Consider the following 20,360-nt stretch of genomic DNA (forward strand, 5'->3'; position numbering starts at 1 on the left):
TGCACAAGGGGCCATTTTTTTACCCGCCCGGCAGACAGACAGACAAAAAAAACCGCCGGATAAACCAGCGGTGAATGCTTGCATGGATAGATTTGTGTTTTTACCTTATGCGTTATCAGGCAATTCCCTGCGCAGATAACGGATCGTTTACCATCCTGACACAGACAATATCAATGAAGGTTAAACAACATAGAACTAAACCAGCAAAACGTTTCGCGCTTCCATCCCTTTGCACACTTATGTCAGTGAATAACCGGTTATGTAAAGAGCGTGTCGTTCGGCTCATGTTACACACGCGTGATTTGCTGATCTTTGTCCATAAACATGCAGCGATTCCTTCCGGTTTGTTTACCACGGTACATTGCCCTGTCTGCGCGTCCGATGACGACATCCAGCGGTTCTCCCTGCTGCGCCTGGGTAATGCCCGCAGTTACCGTTATCGAAAGTTCTCCGTCAGGGTAGTTAATCGGATTATCCGCCACTAGCTGGCAGATACGTAACCCTGCCCGACAGGCCTGTTCATCCGTTTTTGTACGGATGATAATCACAAACTCCTCCCCGCCATAGCGGTAAGGCGTTTCATCGTAACGCGTCCAGACGGATAAATTCGACGCCAGGGTGCGCAACACGCTATCACCGACCAGATGACCATAGTTGTCATTGACCAATTTAAAGCGGTCAATATCAAAAAGCAGCAAATATAAATTAAGCGGTTGTGCATCAATAAGCTGACGATCGAAAGATTCATCAAGGACTCTGCGCCCGGGTAATCCGGTTAATATATCCATATTACTGCGAATATTGAGCAGATATATTTTGTAGTCCATCACCGCCGAGGTAAATGCTAATAACGCTTCCTGAAAACGGTCAAAATGGTGATCTTCTGAACGTTTTTCCGCGATCGCCCGCAGTAATTCCCGACCTCGTGTATGCATGTGTTCATGAGCAATAATAATCTTGATAACAAAGCCCTTTTCTTCAGGTTCGTGTACCGGATGATTATTTAGCCATTGGCTGAACTGACACAGACAGTGAGAGTTGATATCGAAAATATCGGGTTGATTGACATCGCCAGACACTGTGCAACGAAACATTTTCACCAGCCACTGATAGTGGGCATCAATAGACTGGTTCAGATCTAACAAGATGGTATCGATTTCTATCGTTTTTTTAATCATTGCCACTCCTTGGGCATACATCCTTGATGTACCGTAGTCTAGCGGTACAAAAGCAAATTTATGTCAATTTATTAATAGAAGGCCGAGCCAGGAAATGGAGAATCTATAACGCTATGATTTTAAAGTAGTAATAAAGGAAAAAAGTGAATAATCCTGGAATATTTGCAATGCACTTAACATCTTTAATCGCCCTTCCCCTGCTGCGCCAGGCGAGTCAGGATCGTCTGACCGATATAATTACTCCAGTTGAAACTATTTTGCAAAACCACTACCGCGTTGCGATTTCTTTTATCAAACCCAATATAGCTGGAATACCCACCAATATATCCGACCTGATAGGTGATCTTTTGCGCAGAAAACTCATCACTCACCCACGCAATATTCGCTGCTTCTTTCTGTCGATAATAATAAGTCTGTGTGGCTTCAGCAAAAGCCTGATCGATAGCCGAAACGGTTGTGGATGTAAAATGCGCGCGGGCATAATTAGCCAGATCGCGGGCGCTACTGTATAAACTGGCCGCCCCCATCATATTTTTGTTAAAAACCCAATCTGGCGTCAGATGGCCACGGGTAATGAGCTTAGGCTGATCGCCAGCATGGCCCAGCGCTCTTCGCGGGTATGCCTTCAATAAGGTGGGCGTATAACTGCTGTTTGTCATCGCCAGCGGTTCAAATATCATGCGTTGCGCCAGCGCCTGGATCGGCTCTCCCGTTCTGCGCTGCAAAATATACCCCAGGATGGCGTAGCCGATGTTGGAATACTGCGGAACGCGCGCGTCCGGCGCAGTAAAATCACTGAGATAACCCAGCACGGCGTCGCTGTCCAGCTGCGTATAAAAGTTCTCGCCGTTACTGAAATAGCGCATTAAGTTTTCCAGCGTCAGCAAATCCATAGGCTGCCGGGGTAAACCGGAAGTGTGAGTCACCAACTGGAGGAGCGTAATATTTTTAGCGTCAGGGCTTAAAGGCGTATTCTGTGGAAGCAACGTTTCCAGTGTATCCGTCCAGTTAAACACCCCTTCATCCACCAGCATCGTCGTCACTTCTGCCGTCACGCCTTTACTCAGCGAGCCTAAAGCGAACAGCGTATCTGGCGTGATGGGATAACGATTTTTATCATCGGTTATCCCGTAACTGTGAAATTCTGCCGGGCCATTATTCTGAATAACAGCAACAACGACGCCAGTCACCTCTTTTTCCCGCATATATTGCCGAATCATCGGATCAATACCGCGTCCGTAGTATCCCACCACAACTTGCGCGCTTTTTTGCGCAGGCATATCCAGCTGTGAAAGCGTGCTGTTGCCACACCCGATGAGCGCAAATAAGGATACGCAGAGCATCTGGTGTTTAATTTTCATTGTTCGCATCAGTTCTGATTCACAGACACAACAGGGTTTTTCTCAAACAAAGAGAAAAGCGGAAGAGAATACGAACACATGAAAACAGGGGCCCCGGATAAAAAGAAGCCCGCATTGTACACCAGTATCCCGGCAGCTTACTTAATATTGACAAAAAATCAGAGCGTTGCCTGATAAACATTCAGGCAGCGCCCTTGCGCTTAGCGGTCTAAACCCCGGTGTTTTAACATGGGCACGATACGCGGTTCATGACCCCGCCACGCCGGGTAGAGACGTTCCAGATCCGTACTGTTGCCGCGTGACAAGATGGCATCACGGAAACGCTGTCCGTTCTCACGCGTTAACCCTCCCTGTTCAACAAACCACTGGTAGCCGTCGTCCGCCAGCATTTGCGTCCACAAATAGGCGTAATAACCTGCCGCATACCCGCCACCGAAGATATGGGCGAAATAGCTGCTCCGGTAGCGCGGCGGCACTGCCGGAAGATCGAGTTCTTCCGCCGCCAGCGCCTGCTGTTCAAAGAGATCGACCGACTGCGATGCCGAAAAGGTTTCAAGACTGTGCCAGCGCATATCCAGCAATGCGGCGCTGAGCAGTTCCGTCATGTCATAGCCTTTGTTAAACAGGCTTGCCCGCCGCATTTTTTCCTGCAACGCTTCAGGCATTTTTTCACCCGTCCCGACGTGGCGCGCATAGCGTTCGAACACCTGCGGATGACTCGCCCAGTGCTCATTAATCTGCGAAGGAAATTCGACAAAATCGCGCGGGGTGTTCGTCCCCGACAGCGTCGCATAGCGCTGTGTCGCAAACAGGCCGTGCAGCGTATGACCAAATTCATGGAACAAGGTGATCACATCATCCCAAAGCAGCAATGCGGGCTGCCCTGCCGCTGGCTTCTGGTAATTACAGACGTTGTAGATAACCGGTCTGGTTTCGTTAAGCGTGGATTGTTCAATAAAATTGCCCATCCATGCGCCGCCGCTTTTTGACTCGCGGGCAAAGAAATCACCATAAAACAACGCCAGGCCGACGCCATCATGATCGAAAATTTCCCAGACGCGCACATCAGGATGGTAAACCGGGATATCAAAGCGCTCGATAAACTTAATGCCGAACAGCTGGTTTGCCGTCCAGAACACGCCGTCGTTCAGTACCGTATCTAACGCAAAGTAAGGTTTGAGCTGCGCTTCATCCAGCGCGTATTTTCCACGGCGTACCTGCTCAGCATAGTACGCCCAGTCCCACGCCTGGGTCGTGAATCCTCCCTGCTCATCATCGATCACTTTCTGGATCTCAGCCTGCTCATCCAGCGCGCGCTGACGCGCGGCCGGAACAATGGCGCGCATAAAAGCGAGCGCCGCGTCAGGCGTTTTCGCCATCTGATCGGCGGTTTTCCAGGCGGCATAACTGGCAAACCCGAGTAATGTTGCCTGCCGGGTACGGATGTCCACCAGATGCTGAACAATCGCACGCGTGTCGTTGGCGTCGTTCTTTTCCGCACGAGTCCATGCGGCGTTGAACAGATTTTCACGGGTCTGGCGATCGCGTAAAACGGCCAGTGTAGGTTGTTGTGTGGTATTGAGAAGCGGAATAAGCCAGCGATCCGCCAGCCCTTTTTCCCTGGCTGCATCAGCGGCAAGAGCGACCTCCTCCTGACTCAATCCGTCCAGTTGATGGCGATAATCAACCACCATCCCACCGGATTTATTCGCCGCCAACAGCCGCTGATTAAACTGGCTGGTCAGCGTGGCGGATTCGGTGTTCAGGCTCCTGAGCTGCGCTTTATCGTCATCGCCAAGCTGCGCGCCGGAAAGTACAAAACGCTGGTGGATAACCTCCACAAGACGCAACGACTCGGCATCCAGCGCCAGCGTCTCCCGCTGTCGCCAGACCGCATCCACACGCGCAAAGAGCGTACTGTTGAGATAAATATCATTTGCCAACGCCGCCAGTTCAGCGGAAAAGGCTTCATCAAGGCGCTGTAATTCGTCATTGGTATGCGCCGCTGTCATGGCGAAAAACACGCTTGTCACACGGGTGAGCAAGGCGCCGCTTTGCTCCAGCGCCAGATACGTGTTCTCAAAATCAGGCGCTTGCGGGTTTTGGACAATCGCATCAATTTCAGCGCGCTTTTGCCGCATCCCTTCGTCAAACGCCGGGCGGTAATGGCGGTCTTCAATCAGATCAAAACGCGGGGCCTGGTAAGGCAATACGCTCTGGCTAAAGAATGGATTCGTTAACGACATTTTTCACTCCTGCAAACGATTTGTTCATTAGAGTAGGTCTCCCTTGAAATGACCGCAATCCCATTAACGAGGATTACCCCTGAACAGAGATGGCGTGCTATGGTAATACAACACAAAAAGCGTTGAGGAACAGTGAGATGATCGTTTTAGTCACCGGTGCGACCGCAGGTTTCGGCGAATGCATTACACGTCGTTTTATTGAGAATGGACACAAAGTGATTGCCACTGGCCGTCGCCAGGAACGCCTGCAAGAACTGAAAGATGAGCTGGGCGACAATCTGTTTATCGCTCGTTTAGATGTGCGTAACCGTGCATCCATTGAAGATATGCTGGCGTCATTACCCGCAGAGTGGCGCAACATTGATGTGCTGGTCAACAACGCCGGGCTGGCGTTGGGGCTTGAACCCGCGCATAAAGCCAGCGTGGAAGACTGGGAAACCATGATCGACACGAACAACAAAGGTCTTATTTACATGACCCGCGCGGTTCTGCCAGGCATGGTGGAGCGCAATCGCGGCCACATCATCAATATTGGCTCTACCGCAGGTAGCTGGCCATACGCGGGTGGCAACGTATATGGCGCAACCAAAGCGTTTGTGCGCCAGTTCAGTCTGAATCTGCGCACGGATTTACACGGTACGGCAGTACGCGTTACCGATATTGAACCCGGTCTGGTCGGCGGCACGGAGTTTTCTAACGTCCGCTTTAAAGGCGATGACGACAAAGCGGGTAAAACCTACGAGAACACAACCGCGCTCACGCCGGATGATGTCACAGAAGCGGTATGGTGGGTCGCTAATCTGCCTGCGCATGTGAACATTAATACGCTGGAAATGATGCCGGTTACGCAGTCTTTTGCCGGACTGAGCGTTCATCGGGGTTAATTTTTATACCCGGCCCGCGGGCCGGGTATAGATAGTGACAAAAAAGTGGTAGAGTACTCTGGTTAACTCTCTAAAAAGTAAGAACGAATGACCGTCGAAACCCAACTCAATCCTACGCAGCCTGTAAATCAGCAAATTTACCGCATTCTCCGACGTGACATCGTGCACTGTCTGATTGCGCCAGGCACACCGCTTTCCGAGAAAGAGGTTTCCGTGCGCTTTAACGTGTCGCGCCAGCCTGTACGTGAAGCGTTTATTAAGCTGGCGGAAAACGGTTTGATTCAAATCCGCCCTCAGCGCGGCAGCTATGTGAATAAGATTTCATTATCGCAGGTGCAGAATGGGTGCTTTGTTCGACAGGCCATTGAATGTGCGGTCGTTCGTCGCGCGGCGTTGATGATCACCGACAGCCAGTGCTATCAGCTGGAGCAGAACCTTCACCAGCAGCGGATCGCCATTGACCGCAAGCAGCTCAACGATTTCTTCCAGCTTGATGATGAATTTCACCAGAAACTGGCATTAATTGCCGATTGCCAGCTGGCGTGGGATACGGTTGAAAATATTAAAGCCACCATCGACCGCGTGCGTTATATGAGTCTGGATCATGTGTCGCCGCCTGAAATGTTGCTGCGCCAGCATCATGATATTTTTGCCGCCCTGGAAAAGCATGACGCCGACGCGGTGGAACGCGCAATGACTGTGCATCTACAGGAGATTGGCGAGTCCGTTCAGCTTATCCGCCAGGAAAACAGCGACTGGTTCAGCGAAGAGTAATCCCGCTGACAAACAAGCCGGATGGCGGCGTAACCGCCTTATCCGGCCTACAATAGTCAATGATGTTGAACGTTGCAGGCCTTATCCGGCCTACAACCATGCAGAGATTACGCTGATGCGATATTCGCCGCATATTTTGCAACGGTTGCTTTCGCACCGTTGGCAAGCAGCGACAGATACGCTTCTTTCACCTTATTCGTAAACAGCTCAACGTGCGGCAATTCATTACCAAAAATCGCATCAATGGCCAGCAGCGCCTGAACGCGACTTTCCCCTTCTTCACTGCCCTGAACCGCTTGCTGAATAACCGGCAGCAGCGGATCGCTAATTTCAATCGGATTCCCTTGCTCATCAACGCCGCCAACGTAACGCATCCAGCCCGCCACGCCTAAGGCCAGCAGGTCGAAATGGCTGTTATGCGCGATATGCCAGCGAACGGAGTCCAGCATACGCTGCGGCAGTTTCTGGCTACCGTCCATCGCAATTTGCCAGGTACGGTGACGCAACGCCGGGTTGCTGTAGCGCGCGATCAGCAAATCGGCATAACGCTTCAGATCCACCCCCTTCACTTTCAGCGTCGGCGCCTGTTCCTGCAACATCAACGCATGCGCGGCCAGGCGGTAATTCTCATCTTCCATGCAGTCATTAATGTGCTGATAGCCCGCCAGATACCCGAGGTACGCCAGGAATGAGTGACTGCCATTAAGCATACGCAGTTTCATCTCTTCGAACGGGATAACATCTGCCACCAGTTCAGCGCCCGCTTTTTCCCATTCAGGGCGACCCGCGACAAAATTATCCTCAATCACCCACTGACGGAACGGTTCACACGCCACACCCGCAGGGTCGCGTACGCCGGTTAACTGTTCGATCTTATCCAGCGTGTCAGCCGTCACCGCCGGTACAATACGATCAACCATCGTGGACGGGAACGTCACATGTTGCTCAATCCACGCGGCCAGCTCTGCATCTACCGCACGGGCATAGGCAGTAACCACATTGCGCATGACGTGTCCATTTTCAGGCATGTTATCGCAGGACATCACGGTAAATGGCGCCAGGCCAGCCGCTTTACGACGCGCCAGCGCTTCCACCACCACGCCAGGCGCGGATTTCGGCTGCTGCGGGTTTTGCAGATCGGCGGCGATCATCGGGTGATCCAGCATCAACTGACCAGTCGCCGGAGAGTGGCAGTACCCTTTTTCTGTAATCGTCAGGGAAACAATCGCCACCTGCGGCTCGCACATGGCGGCCAGGACGGTTTCCAGACCGTCAACCTGCGCGTGCAGCGCGTTTTTTACCACCCCAACAACCCTTGCGGTCCAGGCATCCGCTGACATTTCCGCCACGGTATACAGGTTGTCTTGCTGTTTCAGGTCGGCAATCTGCTGCTCGCCGCCAATCAGGTTGACTTCACAGTATCCCCAGTCGCTGTTGTGTTCCGCCGCGAGGATATCCGCGTAGACACCCTGATGCGCGCGATGGAATGCGCCAAAGCCCAAATGCACAATGCGAGGAACCAGTCTGGCGCGATCGTAATGAGGAAGCGAAGCCTTAGCCGTTAAGAGCTTGTTTTGCATGGTATGACCTATTGTATGAATGAATTCAGGACTGTCTCAGAGTAACGCCTGTAGGGTTGTATGATTTGATTTGAATTAAGCTTTTTGCAATTGGTATGACATCATTTTAAAGTTATGTGACAACATGACCGAAATTCAACATTCCCTGTCCATTCCGGTCATGCCCTGTGCGACGTTACCCTACCTGCGTTGCCGAACCCTGAACGCTACTTGCCGCCTTTAGGTCCGCTGCATCCTCCAGCACGCTCAGATCGCGATCTCTCACTTCCGGCATCAAAATCGCTGAAATTAAGCCGATAAGAGAATAGGCAATGATCATCGCTAATATAGGCAACCAGGAATCGGTCATATTACAGAAAATACCTGCCAGTACAGGACCAAATCCAACGGCGACTAAGCCACCGGCTTCTTTTGAAATCGCCATCCGGGTAAAGCGATTACGCGAACCAAACATCTCGGCCATCGTAATGTTTTCCAGCGCGAAGAGACCCAGCACGGCAAAGTTATGAATAACAATAAGCGCGGTCATAATCACGCCGGGGCTATAGGTTTTATCCACGATGATAGACAACATCGGGTACGCAAGAATAATCGCAGATATATTCAATAAAATATAAGGCAGGCGGCGACCATATTTATCAGATAACCATCCCAAAAGTGGAATAGTAATAAAACCAATGACAGAGCTAATCATTAACGCGTCGGTAGGAATCGCCTTATTGAATAATAACGTCTGCACTAAATATCCTGCAAGGAATGTCTGAATTAATCCAGAATTGCCCGCCTGACCGAAACGTAAACCGGTTGCCAGCCAGAAGGATTTACTGCTAAACATGGCACCCAATGTGTTTTCTGATGCGTTATTTAACGCTGGCGCATTTTCGCTTTCATTGACCTTTTCAAATACCGGGCTTTCTTTGAGGTTCATACGCAGCCAGATAGCGAAGATCATGACAACAACGCTCGCCAGGAATGGGATACGCCATCCCCAGGCCAGAAGCTGTTCTCTGTCAAGCGCAAAGAACATCACTGCCCAGATTGCCGTTGCGCTCAGCGTACCGCAGTTTGTTCCCATTGCGACAAGCGAGGAAATAATGCCGCGTTTCCCTTTAGGCGCATACTCAGCCAGCATCGTTCCTGCCCCGGAGATCTCCGCCCCGGCGCCTAACCCCTGAACAATACGTAACGTCACCAGTAAAACAGGCGCAAATATACCAATTTGCGCATAGGTCGGCAGAACCCCAATGAGGGTTGTACAAATCCCCATCATGGTGATAGTGATAAACAAGACCTTTTTACGCCCAATACTGTCGCCCATTTTGCCGAAAATAAACGCGCCGACAATACGTGCGATATATCCTGCGCCATAGGTTCCCATCGCCAGAATAAGCGCCATTGCGGCGGACTGTTCCGGGAAAAATATTTCATGGAAAACTAATGCAGCGCCCAGAGAATATAACTGGAAATCCATAAATTCAAGGGCGGTTCCCAGCCAACCGGATACGGCGGCTCTGATTAAATCTTTTGTTGACCGTTCATGTTTTTGTTGAGTCATATTGGCAATCTCTAAGAGGTAAGATGCGTACCACTCTCTCGCATTTATTAATATTATTCAGAGAATGTGAGTAAAACCTTGCAGCAGTGCCGTTGGTCTTTCTCAAACAATTCAATCGCGTCAGTGACATGGTGATAATTAAACGTATGCGTGACGAGTTTATCGGGATCGATCAGACCTTTTTCCAGCCAGCCAATAACGACCGGGAATTTATTCGCATTCAAACGGGACGAATAAATTGATAGCTCCTTGCCGGTAATCCCCTGCTGCACAATCTGGCAAGGATCGCTGGAGAACCCCATCAGTACAATGCGCGCGGCGGGCGACGCCAGCGAGATGGCTTCTTGTAAAATAGACGGATGACACGCCGCATCGACGATCAGCGTCGGTTTTAACCCTTTTTCGTCCAGGAAATCTTGCAGAGATTGCTGTCCATTATTGATAACCCAGTCGGCGCCGTTTTCTTTCGCCATCTCCAGTCGTTCATCAATACGATCGGCAACAATCACCTCTTTAACGTTATAAACGCCCTTCAGCGCCTGAACCGTCGTCAGTCCCATCGGCCCTGCGCCATAAATCAGCGCAATATCGTTCTCTGTCGGATTAACCTGCCCGGTAACGTTCGCCGCAATGGTGAAAGGTTCAACCATCACCGCGTGCTTATCAGCAATGGCATCCGGGATCGTAAACGCGTTTTTCGCCGGAACGACCGCATATTCACTAAATCCGCCGTCGCGGTGTACGCCCAGAACAACCAGCGAGGTACATACATTGGGCTTGCCTATTGAACAGGGATAGCAATGCCCGCAACTGATGACGGGATCGACCGATACGCGTTCCCCCACTCTGGCGTGGCTAACACCTTCGCCCACGGCGTCAATCACACCAAAAAATTCATGCCCGATAACACGCGGATACTTTGCAAAAGGATTATGTCCACGATAGATATGGCTATCAGAACCGCAGATCCCCGCCAGTTTCACTTTAACCCGAACGTCCCCGGCCGCAGGCTCAGGGATAGGACGCTCCGCTAAAACCAGCGTGTCAGGTTTTTCAATCACTATACTTTTCATGTCATATCACTCCTTACCAGTTCCACAACGTGCCATCTTCCAGACGGGCGACCGGCAAATACGCAGGGTCATACGGATATTTCGCCGCCAGTTTTTCATCAAACTCAATACCAAGACCCGGCTTGTCGCCTGGGTGCATATAGCCGTTATCGAACGTCCAGCTATGCGGGAAGACATCAAGCATTTGTTCGGAGTACCCCATGTATTCCTGGACGCCAAAGTTAGGCACCCACAGATCAAAGTGAAGCGCTGCGGCCATGCAAACCGGCGACAAATCAGAAGGCCCATGAGACCCCGTGCGCACCTGGTAAAGCGAGGCAAAATCCGCAATGCGGCGCATCCCCGTAATGCCGCCGGCATGGGTAATGGTGGTGCGGATATAGTCAATCAGTTGCTCTTCAATGAGCTGCTTGCAGTCCCAGATGCTGTTGAACACTTCCCCGACGGCAATCGGCGTCACCGTATGCTGACGAATCAGACGGAAGCATTCCTGGTTTTCCGCAGGCGTCGGGTCCTCCATCCAGAACAGACGATAATCCTCAACGCGCTTACCAAAACGAGCGGCTTCAATCGGCGTCAGGCGGTGGTGCATGTCGTGAAGCAAATGCTCTTCAAAACCAAATTCAGCACGTACGGCGTCAAACAGTTTCGGCGTGAAATCGAGGTATTTCTCGGTTGACCAGAGTTGCTCTTCCGGCCACTGGCCTTTCGTAGCGGGTTCGTAGGCCAGACCTTTGCCTTTAGACATGCCGTAGGTGGTTTTCATACCCGGCACGCCGCACTGTACGCGAATCGCTTTAAACCCCATCTCTTTGTGACGCGCATAATCTTCCAGCACATCATCAATGGTGTGACCCGTCGTGTGGCAATAGACCATCACGCCTTCGCGGGATGCGCCGCCCAGCAACTGATACAGCGGCATGTTGGCGGCTTTCGCTTTGATATCCCACAGCGCCATGTCAACGGCAGAAATAGCAGACATCGTGACCGGCCCGCGACGCCAGTAGGCGCCTTTATAAAAGAACTGCCAGATATCTTCGATACGGTGCGCATCGCGGCCAATAAGCTGCGGGCAAAGGTGATCTTTCAGATAGGATGCCACCGACAGCTCACGGCCATTCAGGGTAGCGTCGCCCAGGCCGGTGATACCGTCCTCGGTGGTGATTTTCAGCGTGACAAAGTTACGTCCCGGACATGTGACAAAAACTTCAGCCCCTACAATCTTCATTGTTGTTCCTTACATCTCTTCTGTGCGATGCAGGAAATTTACACACCTGAACTACTACCATACAAGTATAATGATCAAAAAATCGCTCATCGATCACAAAATAAGGCGCTTAAGCGCGCCCCCACCCGGCAACGATAATCAGCATTCCACAGAGTGCGATCAGTGCGCCTGACCAGTCATAAAGACTGAGTCTGACGCCGTCAACAAAGCGTAACCATAACAGCGCAGTACAGACATAGACCCCGCCATAAGCCGCATAGACGCGGCCGCTGGCGGCCGGGTGCAACGTCAGCAGCCAGACGAATAACGCCAGTGAGACTCCCGCCGGAACCAGCAGCCAGGCCGTTGCGCCCCGCTTCAACCATAGCCAGGGCAGAAAACAGCCCACGATTTCGCACAGTGCGGTCATGAAAAAAAGAAGTGTTGTTTTTAGCATCATCATCATTGCGTTACGTCAGGTTTAAGCATGATACGCCAGAATAGCGCCTTCGTATCCATACCCGCAGGATGGGTATGCCCTGCGCCAGGAATGGTGTAGAATTTAAACAAGTTTTATCCCTCTATCATGAAAGGAATTAACCATGAACAATACACTTAGCAAACGCCTGTGCCTGACGGCAATGCTTGCGCTGGGTGCTGTCGTGTATACCACCTCCGCATTCGCGAATACCAGCAAACTGATCATTGAATCTGGAGACAGCGCGCAAAGCCGCCAACACGCAGCCATGGAAAAGGAACAATGGAATGATACCCGCAGCCTGCGCCAGAAAGTGAACACGCGCACGGAGAAAGAGTGGGACAAAGCCGACGCCGCGTTTGATAACCGCGACAAGTGCGAGCAGAGCGCCAACCTTAACGCGTACTGGGAACCGAATACGCTGCGTTGCCTGGATCGTCGTACTGGCCGTACCGTTGCGCCATAACAGTGCGTTGAGCGACAGACGGTAAGGACACAAAATGACCCACGCCAACAGTGTTAAGTTGCGCCCGCTGGAGCGCGAAGATTTACGATTCGTCCACCAGCTTGATAACAACGCCAGCGTAATGCGTTACTGGTTTGAAGAGCCGTACGAAGCGTTTGTCGAGCTGTCTGACCTGTATGATAAGCACATTCATGACCAGAGCGAACGGCGCTTTGTCGTGGAGTGCAACGGCGAAAAAGCCGGTCTGGTCGAACTGGTAGAAATTAATCACGTTCACCGCCGGGCTGAATTTCAAATCATCATCTCGCCGGAATACCAGGGAAAAGGGCTGGCTTCGCGCGCAGCGAAGCTGGCGATGGACTACGGATTCACCGTACTCAACCTTTATAAGCTGTATCTGATCGTTGATAAAGAAAACGAAAAAGCCATTCACATTTACCGTAAGTTAGGTTTTATGGTTGAAGGTGAACTGATTCATGAGTTCTTTATCAATGGCCAATACCGCAACACCATTCGTATGTGCATTTTCCAGCAGCAATATCTGAACGATCACAAAACGCCAGGCTCAAGCCTGCTGAAGCCTACCGCACAGTAAGCCGCTACCCGGCTGTGTCAGACGCAGCCGGGTAATAATCAATCGTATTTTTAATGGTATAGCTCCGCGCAACGGCGGGTTCGACGCTTTCATCAACGATCACAAGCTGGCAGTTGATCGGATTGGCGTAATTATCATATTCACACGTCTGCTTCACATTGCCTAACGGGCGATCGTTCAGCAGGCTGACCGCCGTATAGTCGAGCTTTTTAAGCGGGTCCGCCGACGGTTTTGCATCAATAGATAACGTTTTGTCTTTACTGATGGTGGTCTTACCCAACGGATACCCTTCCGCATCATAGCGGTATTGTACCTTCGTCTCTCTTCCCGTTGCGGAAACAACAAAACCGTTATCGTCCGTATCCCAGACCACGCCTGCCGAGGGCAACTCCGCCAACTGGCATTTCCCCTGCAAGCGCACTCTTTTCTCCATCGTCTCGGCATCGCGGTAGTAGTTTGCATCCAGTACCAACGCCAACCCGGTATTGTTTTCCAGATCGTGCAGTTCCAGCGTATCAAAGCAGCCTTCCTGCGAAAGCGTTCCGCTGATGCGCTTCGTCACTTCCCCTTTGTCGTTCATCAACGTCTGGCTGAAATCTTTAACCGGGCCGCGCAACGGATCAAAATCGAACTCATTGGAAAAGCTGGCCATTTCCGGGGTAAAGGAGACCAGAACAGTGGCGTTATCACATCCAACAAGCAGCACACACAGAAAGCTCACCAGGGTCTGTTTCTTCACGTTATTCACCAGGATAAGGAGATGATTCTCAATCATATTAGCAAATACAGTTGTTTACACTAGAAATGCTAAGCTTTCATTATCGTGTTCATAAAAGGAGTGAATGATGAAAATCTCAGCAGGAATTGCAGCGTGTCTGCTCATCGTCGCCTCCCCGCAGGTACTGGCGGCGCCGGAGTCATGTGAAAGAGTCAAAAGCGACATCGAACAGCGCATCATTAACAATGGTGTGGCGGAGTCCAGTTTTACGTTAACTATTGTTCCTAATGACCAGGCGGATCAGCCCGATTCCCAGGTCGTAGGCCACTGTGCAAACGATACCCATAAAATTTTGTATACCCGCACCAGCAGCGGAAACGCTCCTGCCAGTGCCAGTCCTTCTCAGGACGGGCATGCTGTCGAACCTCAGTAACAGATAAGAGCCTGATATACCAGGCTCTTACTCCCTCTTAGAAAGATTCCCTCAATTTTGACATGGATTAATAACCCCTACCTATAAGGGGTTAAAATCACTCTTTCATTAGTATCCTATTAATTTCGTTATAAACATAATTATATAACGATAACTATAATGGAGTGAATTATGTCCGATGTTGAACAACAGGGAGGCATCAGCCGCAGGACGTTAGTGAAATCCACCGCGATAGGATCGCTGGCGCTCGCTGCCGGAGGGGTCTCCTTGCCTTTCGGGATGCGTACCGCTGCGGCTGCCGTGCAGCAGGCAATCCAGCCCGCTAAAGACAAAGTGGTCTGGGGAGCATGTTCGGTCAACTGCGGTAGCCGCTGCGCCCTGCGTCTCCACGTCAAAGATGATGAAGTCTGGTGGGTGGAAACCGATAACACCGGCGAAGATGTCTATGGCAATCACTAGGTGCGCGCCTGCCTGCGCGGACGTTCAATCCGTCGGCGAATTAACCATCCTGATCGCCTCAACTACCCGATGAAACGCACAGGCAAACGCGGCGAAGGAAAATTTGAGCGCATCAGTTGGGAAGAAGCGCTGGATACCATCAGCAACAGCCTGAAAAACACAGTCGATAAATACGGTAACGAGGCGGTGTACATTAACTACACCTCCGGTATCGTCGGCGGCAACATCACCCGCTCCTCGCCTTACGCCTCTCTGGTGGCCCGCCTGATGAACTGTTACGGCGGTTTTCTTAGCCACTATGGCACCTACAGCACCGCGCAAATCGCGGCGGCCATGCCCTACACCTATGGTTCGAACGAGGGTAACAGCACCTCCGATATCGAAAACACCAAACTGGTGGTGATGTTCGGTAATAACCCGGCAGAAACCCGTATGAGCGGCGGCGGAATTACCTGGTTCCTGGAACAGGCCAGGGAACGTTCAAATGCGCGCATGATCGTTATCGATCCACGCTATACCGATACCGCGGCAGGACGTGAAGACGAATGGATACCTATTCGTCCCGGCACCGATGCCGCGCTGGTCGCCGGACTGGCCTGGGTGCTCATCACCGAAGATCTTGTTGACCAGCCTTTCCTCGATAACTACTGCGTGGGTTACGACGAAAAAACGCTACCGGCCGATGCGCCAGCGAATGGCCACTATAAAGCCTATATTCTGGGCCAGGGCGAAGACGGCACGGCTAAAACGCCTGAGTGGGCGTCGCGCATTACCGGTATTCCGGCGGATCGCATCATTAAGCTCGCCAGAGAGATTGGCGCGGCTAAACCGGCCTGTATTTGTCAGGGATGGGGCCCGCAGCGTCAGGCGAACGGTGAACTCACCGCACGCGCGATTGCGATGCTGCCGATTCTGACGGGCAATGTCGGTATTCACGGCGGGAACAGCGGCGCGCGCGAATCCACCTACACCATCACCATTGAGCGCATGCCGTTACCGGAAAACCCGGTAAAAACGCAGATCTCCGTGTTTACCTGGACGGACGCCATTGCCCGCGGCCCGGAAATGACCGCCCTGCGCGACGGCGTGCGCGGTAAAGAAAAGCTGGATGTGCCGATCAAGTTCATCTGGAATTACGCGGGCAATACCATCACCAACCAGCATTCGGATATCAATAAAACACACGCGATCCTGCAAGACGAATCGAAGTGCGAAATGATCGTGGTCATCGACAACTTTATGACCTCTTCCGCGAAATACGCCGATATTCTGTTGCCGGACCTGATGACGGTCGAACAGGAAGACATCATTCCTAACGACTACGCGGGCAATATGGGTTATTTAATCTTCATCCAGCCCGCGACCGCCCCTAAATTCGAGCGTAAGCCCATTTACTGGATAATGAGCGAAGTCGCGAAGCGGCTGGGCCCGGACGTGCACCAGAGGTTTACCGAGGGGCGAACCCAGGAACAGTGGCTGCAATATCTGTACGCCAAAATGCTGGCTAAAGACCCAGAGTTACCGGGCTATGACGAGCTGAAAAAAATGGGGATCTACAAGCGTAAAGATCCCAACGGCCATTTCGTGGCCTATAAAAAATTCCGTGAAGACCCACAGGCAAACCCGCTGAAAACGCCGTCCGGCAAGATAGAAATTTACTCCAGCCGCCTGGCTAAAATCGCCCAAACCTGGGAGCTGGAAAAAGACGACGTCATCAGCCCGCTTCCCATTTATGCTTCAACGTTCGAAGGATGGGACGATCCTAAGCGCAGCGTATTCCCACTGCAACTCTTTGGTTTTCATTATAAATCACGCACGCACTCCTCTTATGGCAACATTGATGTTCTCAAATCCGCCTGCCGTCAGGAAGTCTGGATTAACCCCGTGGATGCGCAAAAACGCGGTATCGCCAACGGGGATATGGTGCGGGTATTTAACGATCGCGGCGAAGTACGCATTCCGGCGAAAGTTACGCCACGCATTCTCCCCGGCGTGAGCGCGATGGGCCAGGGCGCCTGGCACGATGCCGATATGTCAGGCGATCGCATCGATCATGGCGCCTGCATGAATACGTTAACGACGCAGCGCCCCTCTCCGCTGGCGAAAGGAAATCCGCAGCACACCAATCTGGTCGAAATCGAGAAAGTGTAACCCCCATCCCCTGAAACGATTACAGGCGTTTCGGGGGATGTGTTCGCACGTCCATCGGTCATGTGAACAAACCAACGTCCTGTAAAAACAAATTTTATAAATCGCGTTTCTTTTTTTTAATCAATAAGCAAAGTGAGTAACTATGAAAATCACCACGCCTGAGGCGCTCATGACGGCCACTATCAGCCGTCGTAGTCTGGTGAAAACATCCGCCATTAGTGGTCTCGCGCTCGCCAGTAGCGCCTTCACGCTTCCTTTCTCCCGAATCGCCCGCGCCGCTGACGGCCTTTCGCCTGCGCCAGTGGAAGAAAAAGCGGTCTGGAGTTCCTGTACCGTCAACTGCGGGAGTCGCTGTCTGCTACGGCTGCATGTGAAAGATGATGCGGTGTACTGGGTCGAGTCCGACACCACCGGCGATGACGTCTACGGCAATCATCAGGTGCGGGCCTGCCTGCGCGGACGCTCAATCCGTCGCCGTATGAATCACCCGGATCGCCTTAAATACCCGATGAAACGCGTCGGTAAACGCGGCGAAGGCAAATTTGAACGTATCAGCTGGGATGAAGCGCTGGATACCATTGGCGACAACCTGAAGCGTATTCTGAAAGACTACGGCAACGAAGCCGTACATGTGCTGTATGGCACCGGCGTGGATGGCGGGAACATCACGAACTCCAACGTGCCTTATCGTCTGATGAACTCATGCGGCGGTTATCTCAGCCGTTACGGCAGCTACAGTACCGCACAAATCAGCGCCGCAATGAGTTATATGTTCGGCACGAATGACGGTAACAGCCCAGATGACATCGCCAACAGTAAACTGGTGGTAATGTTCGGCAACAACCCGGCAGAAACGCGCATGAGCGGCGGCGGCGTGACCTACTATGTGGAACAGGCTCGCGAACGCTCCAACGCCAGAATGATCGTCATCGATCCGCGTTATAACGATACGGCGGCGGGTCGCGAAGATGAATGGCTCCCTATTCGTCCCGGTACTGATGCCGCTCTGGCGGCGGGGATCGCCTGGGTACTCATCACCGAAAATCTGATCGACAAGCCTTTCCTCGATAAATACTGCGTCGGTTACGACGAAACGACCTTACCCGCCAGCGCGCCGCGTAATGCGCACTATAAAGCCTATATTCTGGGCGATGGCCCGGACGGTATTGCCAAAACACCGGAATGGGCCGCACATATCACCAGTATCCCGGCGGAAAAAATCATCCAGCTGGCACGGGAAATCGGCTCGGCAAAACCGGCGTATATCTGTCAGGGCTGGGGGCCGCAGCGTCACTCCAATGGCGAACAGACTGCGCGCGCGATCGCCATGCTCTCTATCCTGACCGGCAACGTCGGGATCAACGGCGGCAACTCCGGCGTGCGTGAAGGCACCTGGGACCTCGGCGTAGAGTGGTTTTCTATGCTGGATAACCCGGTAAAAACGCAGATCTCCGTTTTTACCTGGACAGACGCCATCGATCATGGCGCGGAAATGACCGCCACACGCGACGGCGTGCGCGGTAAAGATAAGCTTGATGTCCCGATCAAATTTATGTGGTGCTACGCCAGCAATACGCTGATTAACCAGCATGGCAACATCGCCCACACCCATGACGTATTACAGGACGACAGCAAGTGCGAAATGATCGTCGGGATTGAGCACTTCATGACGGCGTCCGCCAAATACTGCGACATTCTGCTGCCGGACCTGATGCCAACGGAACAGGAAGATCTTATTTCGCACGAATCCGCAGGCAACATGGGTTATGTCATCCTGGGGCAACCGGCCACCTCACCAAAATTTGAAAGAAAGCCGATCTACTGGACGCTGAGCGAAATCGCCAGACGCCTCGGCCCGGATGTCTACCAGACATTTACGGAAGGCCGTACCCAGCACGAGTGGGTGAAATACCTGCATGCCAAAACCAAAGTGCGTAACCCGGAAATGCCGGACTACGAAGAGATGAAAACCACCGGCATCTTCAAGAAAAAATGCCCGGAGGAACACTATGTCGCCTTCCGTGCATTCCGCGAAGATCCTGCCTCCAGTCCGCTGAAAACGCCATCAGGGAAGATTGAAATCTACTCCGAGCGGCTGGCGACCATCGCCGACACCTGGGAGCTGGAAAACGATGAGATCGTTCATCCGCTGCCCGCCTATGCGCCAGGGTTTGATGGCTGGGACGATCCCATCCGAATAACCTATCCGCTGCAATTGACCGGCTTCCACTATAAAGCCCGCACCCACTCCAGCTACGGCAATATTGACGTGTTGCAGCAAGCGTGCCCGCAAGAGATCTGGATTAACCCCATTGACGCGAAAGCGCGCAACATCAAACAGGGCGACACGGTGCGCGTATTTAACAATAACGGGCAGATGCTGATCCCGGCAAAAGTCACGCCGCGCATTTTGCCGGGTGTTACCGCCATCGGGCAAGGCGCCTGGCTCAAGGCGGATATGTTTGGCGACCAGGTCGATCACGGCGGTTCCATCAACATTCTGACATCACATCGTCCTTCTCCGCTGGCGAAGGGGAACCCGTCTCACAGCAATCTCGTTCAGGTTGAGAAGGTATAAGGAGTAACCGATGACAACCCAATATGGATTTTTTATTGACTCCAGTCGTTGCACCGGTTGCAAAACCTGCGAACTGGCCTGCAAAGACTACAAAGATTTAACCCCGGACGTCAGCTTCCGCCGCATCTATGAATATGCGGGCGGCGACTGGCAGGAGGATAACGGCGTCTGGCACCAGAATGTCTTTGCCTACTATCTTTCCATTTCCTGCAACCACTGCGAAGACCCGGCCTGCACGAAAGTGTGCCCGAGCGGCGCGATGCACAAACGCGAGGACGGCTTTGTGGTGGTGGATGAGGACGTCTGCATCGGCTGTCGCTACTGCCATATGGCCTGCCCGTACGGTGCGCCGCAGTATAACGCCGCCAAAGGCCACATGACCAAATGCGACGGTTGTCATGACCGCGTTGCCGACGGCAAAAAGCCGATCTGCGTCGAGTCCTGCCCGCTGCGCGCGCTGGACTTTGGCCCGATAGAAGAGCTGCGGAAGAAACATGGCACGCTGGCGGCCGTTGCGCCGCTGCCGGGCACGCACTTCACCAGACCGAACATTGTGATTAAACCCAACGCCAACAGCCGCCCGACCGGGGATACCACGGGTTATCTGGCAAATCCGAAGGAGGT

The 20,360-nt window shown here is 52.3% G+C and carries 16 protein-coding genes and 1 pseudogene; 8 read left to right on the plus strand and 9 right to left on the minus strand.

Annotated elements, in window-relative coordinates; genetic code table 11:
- Positions 1–287: 287 nt before the first annotated feature.
- From OGX81_RS21005 to dcp, 3 genes are all read right to left on the minus strand, one after another.
- Positions 288–1,178: a diguanylate cyclase gene (locus tag OGX81_RS21005; RefSeq protein ID WP_024130343.1), complete on the minus strand. Its 891-nt coding sequence runs from the start codon at positions 1,176–1,178 to the stop codon at positions 288–290.
- Between the two features lie 182 nt (positions 1,179–1,360).
- A complete protein-coding gene (locus OGX81_RS21010; RefSeq protein ID WP_012132439.1) occupies positions 1,361–2,539 on the minus strand; it encodes a serine hydrolase domain-containing protein in 1,179 nt (392 codons plus the stop codon).
- Positions 2,540–2,739: 200 nt separating this feature from the next.
- On the minus strand, positions 2,740–4,785 hold the full coding sequence (gene dcp, locus OGX81_RS21015) for a peptidyl-dipeptidase Dcp (protein ID WP_104868683.1): 2,046 nt from the start codon (positions 4,783–4,785) through the stop codon (positions 2,740–2,742).
- A gap of 137 nt (positions 4,786–4,922) precedes the next feature.
- Between dcp and ydfG the strand changes: the two genes are divergently transcribed.
- Positions 4,923–5,669, plus strand: a complete 747-nt coding sequence (gene ydfG / locus OGX81_RS21020; protein ID WP_024130344.1) for a bifunctional NADP-dependent 3-hydroxy acid dehydrogenase/3-hydroxypropionate dehydrogenase YdfG — start codon at positions 4,923–4,925, stop codon at positions 5,667–5,669.
- An 87-nt stretch (positions 5,670–5,756) separates the two neighbouring features.
- On the plus strand, positions 5,757–6,443 hold the full coding sequence (locus OGX81_RS21025; protein WP_012132443.1) for a GntR family transcriptional regulator: 687 nt from the start codon (positions 5,757–5,759) through the stop codon (positions 6,441–6,443).
- A gap of 107 nt (positions 6,444–6,550) precedes the next feature.
- Here OGX81_RS21025 and OGX81_RS21030 read toward each other — a convergent pair whose 3' ends face one another.
- The 5 genes from OGX81_RS21030 to OGX81_RS21050 form a co-directional block, all read right to left on the minus strand.
- Complete coding sequence (locus OGX81_RS21030; protein WP_104868684.1) at positions 6,551–8,023, minus strand: mannitol dehydrogenase family protein; 1,473 nt, start codon at positions 8,021–8,023, stop codon at positions 6,551–6,553.
- A gap of 175 nt (positions 8,024–8,198) precedes the next feature.
- Positions 8,199–9,578, minus strand: coding sequence for an MFS transporter (locus OGX81_RS21035; protein WP_012132446.1), 1,380 nt, complete (start codon positions 9,576–9,578; stop codon positions 8,199–8,201).
- Between the two features lie 53 nt (positions 9,579–9,631).
- Positions 9,632–10,651 (minus strand): Zn-dependent oxidoreductase, encoded by a 1,020-nt coding sequence (locus OGX81_RS21040; protein ID WP_104868685.1) that lies wholly within the window; start codon positions 10,649–10,651, stop codon positions 9,632–9,634.
- Between the two features lie 13 nt (positions 10,652–10,664).
- Positions 10,665–11,879, minus strand: a complete 1,215-nt coding sequence (gene rspA, locus OGX81_RS21045) for a starvation-sensing protein RspA (protein ID WP_012132448.1) — start codon at positions 11,877–11,879, stop codon at positions 10,665–10,667.
- Between the two features lie 109 nt (positions 11,880–11,988).
- Positions 11,989–12,315 carry a YnfA family protein gene (locus tag OGX81_RS21050; RefSeq protein ID WP_024130346.1) on the minus strand — a complete coding sequence of 109 codons (327 nt, stop codon included), beginning with the start codon at positions 12,313–12,315 and terminating at the stop codon, positions 11,989–11,991.
- Between the two features lie 145 nt (positions 12,316–12,460).
- On the opposite strand from OGX81_RS21050, the gene OGX81_RS21055 reads away from it, so the two are divergent.
- Together OGX81_RS21055 and speG are read left to right on the plus strand one after the other, a co-directional pair.
- Entirely contained in the window at positions 12,461–12,802 is a 342-nt protein-coding gene (locus tag OGX81_RS21055; RefSeq protein ID WP_012132450.1) for a DUF1283 family protein, read from the plus strand.
- 34 nt (positions 12,803–12,836) lie between these two features.
- On the plus strand, positions 12,837–13,397 hold the full coding sequence (gene speG / locus OGX81_RS21060) for a spermidine N1-acetyltransferase (protein ID WP_049011020.1): 561 nt from the start codon (positions 12,837–12,839) through the stop codon (positions 13,395–13,397).
- Positions 13,398–13,401: 4 nt separating this feature from the next.
- Here speG and OGX81_RS21065 read toward each other — a convergent pair whose 3' ends face one another.
- Positions 13,402–14,136 carry a YnfC family lipoprotein gene (locus OGX81_RS21065; RefSeq protein WP_024130347.1) on the minus strand — a complete coding sequence of 245 codons (735 nt, stop codon included), beginning with the start codon at positions 14,134–14,136 and terminating at the stop codon, positions 13,402–13,404.
- A gap of 103 nt (positions 14,137–14,239) precedes the next feature.
- On the opposite strand from OGX81_RS21065, the gene OGX81_RS21070 reads away from it, so the two are divergent.
- The 4 genes and pseudogenes from OGX81_RS21070 to OGX81_RS21085 all read left to right on the plus strand — a co-directional run.
- The gene (locus OGX81_RS21070; RefSeq protein WP_104868686.1) at positions 14,240–14,548 is read left to right on the plus strand and encodes a DUF1161 domain-containing protein; all 309 of its coding nucleotides are present in this window, start codon (positions 14,240–14,242) and stop codon (positions 14,546–14,548) included.
- 171 nt (positions 14,549–14,719) lie between these two features.
- Positions 14,720–17,158, plus strand: a pseudogene (gene ynfE / locus OGX81_RS21075) (selenate/tellurate reductase subunit YnfE).
- Positions 17,159–17,300: 142 nt separating this feature from the next.
- Positions 17,301–19,736, plus strand: coding sequence for a selenate/tellurate reductase subunit YnfF (ynfF, locus tag OGX81_RS21080; protein ID WP_104868688.1), 2,436 nt, complete (start codon positions 17,301–17,303; stop codon positions 19,734–19,736).
- A 10-nt stretch (positions 19,737–19,746) separates the two neighbouring features.
- Positions 19,747–20,360 (plus strand): dimethylsulfoxide reductase iron-sulfur subunit DmsB (locus OGX81_RS21085; RefSeq protein ID WP_104868689.1); only part of this gene is annotated, 614 nt, incomplete at its 3' end.

The organism is Citrobacter sp. CK206, from assembly GCF_030333125.1.
GTDB classification, from domain to species: Bacteria; Pseudomonadota; Gammaproteobacteria; order Enterobacterales; family Enterobacteriaceae; genus Citrobacter_B; species Citrobacter_B koseri.

Excerpts from the sequence above, each read along its gene's own strand:
- OGX81_RS21005 (WP_024130343.1), bottom strand. The coding sequence starts at position 1,178 with ATGATTAAAAAAACGATAGAAATCGATACCATCTTGTTAGATCTGAAC.
- OGX81_RS21010 (WP_012132439.1), bottom strand. The coding sequence starts at position 2,539 with ATGAAAATTAAACACCAGATGCTCTGCGTATCCTTATTTGCGCTCATC.
- dcp (WP_104868683.1), bottom strand. The coding sequence starts at position 4,785 with ATGTCGTTAACGAATCCATTCTTTAGCCAGAGCGTATTGCCTTACCAG.
- ydfG (WP_024130344.1), top strand. The coding sequence starts at position 4,923 with ATGATCGTTTTAGTCACCGGTGCGACCGCAGGTTTCGGCGAATGCATT.
- OGX81_RS21025 (WP_012132443.1), top strand. The coding sequence starts at position 5,757 with ATGACCGTCGAAACCCAACTCAATCCTACGCAGCCTGTAAATCAGCAA.
- OGX81_RS21030 (WP_104868684.1), bottom strand. The coding sequence starts at position 8,023 with ATGCAAAACAAGCTCTTAACGGCTAAGGCTTCGCTTCCTCATTACGAT.
- OGX81_RS21035 (WP_012132446.1), bottom strand. The coding sequence starts at position 9,578 with ATGACTCAACAAAAACATGAACGGTCAACAAAAGATTTAATCAGAGCC.
- OGX81_RS21040 (WP_104868685.1), bottom strand. The coding sequence starts at position 10,651 with ATGAAAAGTATAGTGATTGAAAAACCTGACACGCTGGTTTTAGCGGAG.
- rspA (WP_012132448.1), bottom strand. The coding sequence starts at position 11,879 with ATGAAGATTGTAGGGGCTGAAGTTTTTGTCACATGTCCGGGACGTAAC.
- OGX81_RS21050 (WP_024130346.1), bottom strand. The coding sequence starts at position 12,315 with ATGCTAAAAACAACACTTCTTTTTTTCATGACCGCACTGTGCGAAATC.
- OGX81_RS21055 (WP_012132450.1), top strand. The coding sequence starts at position 12,461 with ATGAACAATACACTTAGCAAACGCCTGTGCCTGACGGCAATGCTTGCG.
- speG (WP_049011020.1), top strand. The coding sequence starts at position 12,837 with ATGACCCACGCCAACAGTGTTAAGTTGCGCCCGCTGGAGCGCGAAGAT.
- OGX81_RS21070 (WP_104868686.1), top strand. The coding sequence starts at position 14,240 with ATGATGAAAATCTCAGCAGGAATTGCAGCGTGTCTGCTCATCGTCGCC.
- ynfF (WP_104868688.1), top strand. The coding sequence starts at position 17,301 with ATGAAAATCACCACGCCTGAGGCGCTCATGACGGCCACTATCAGCCGT.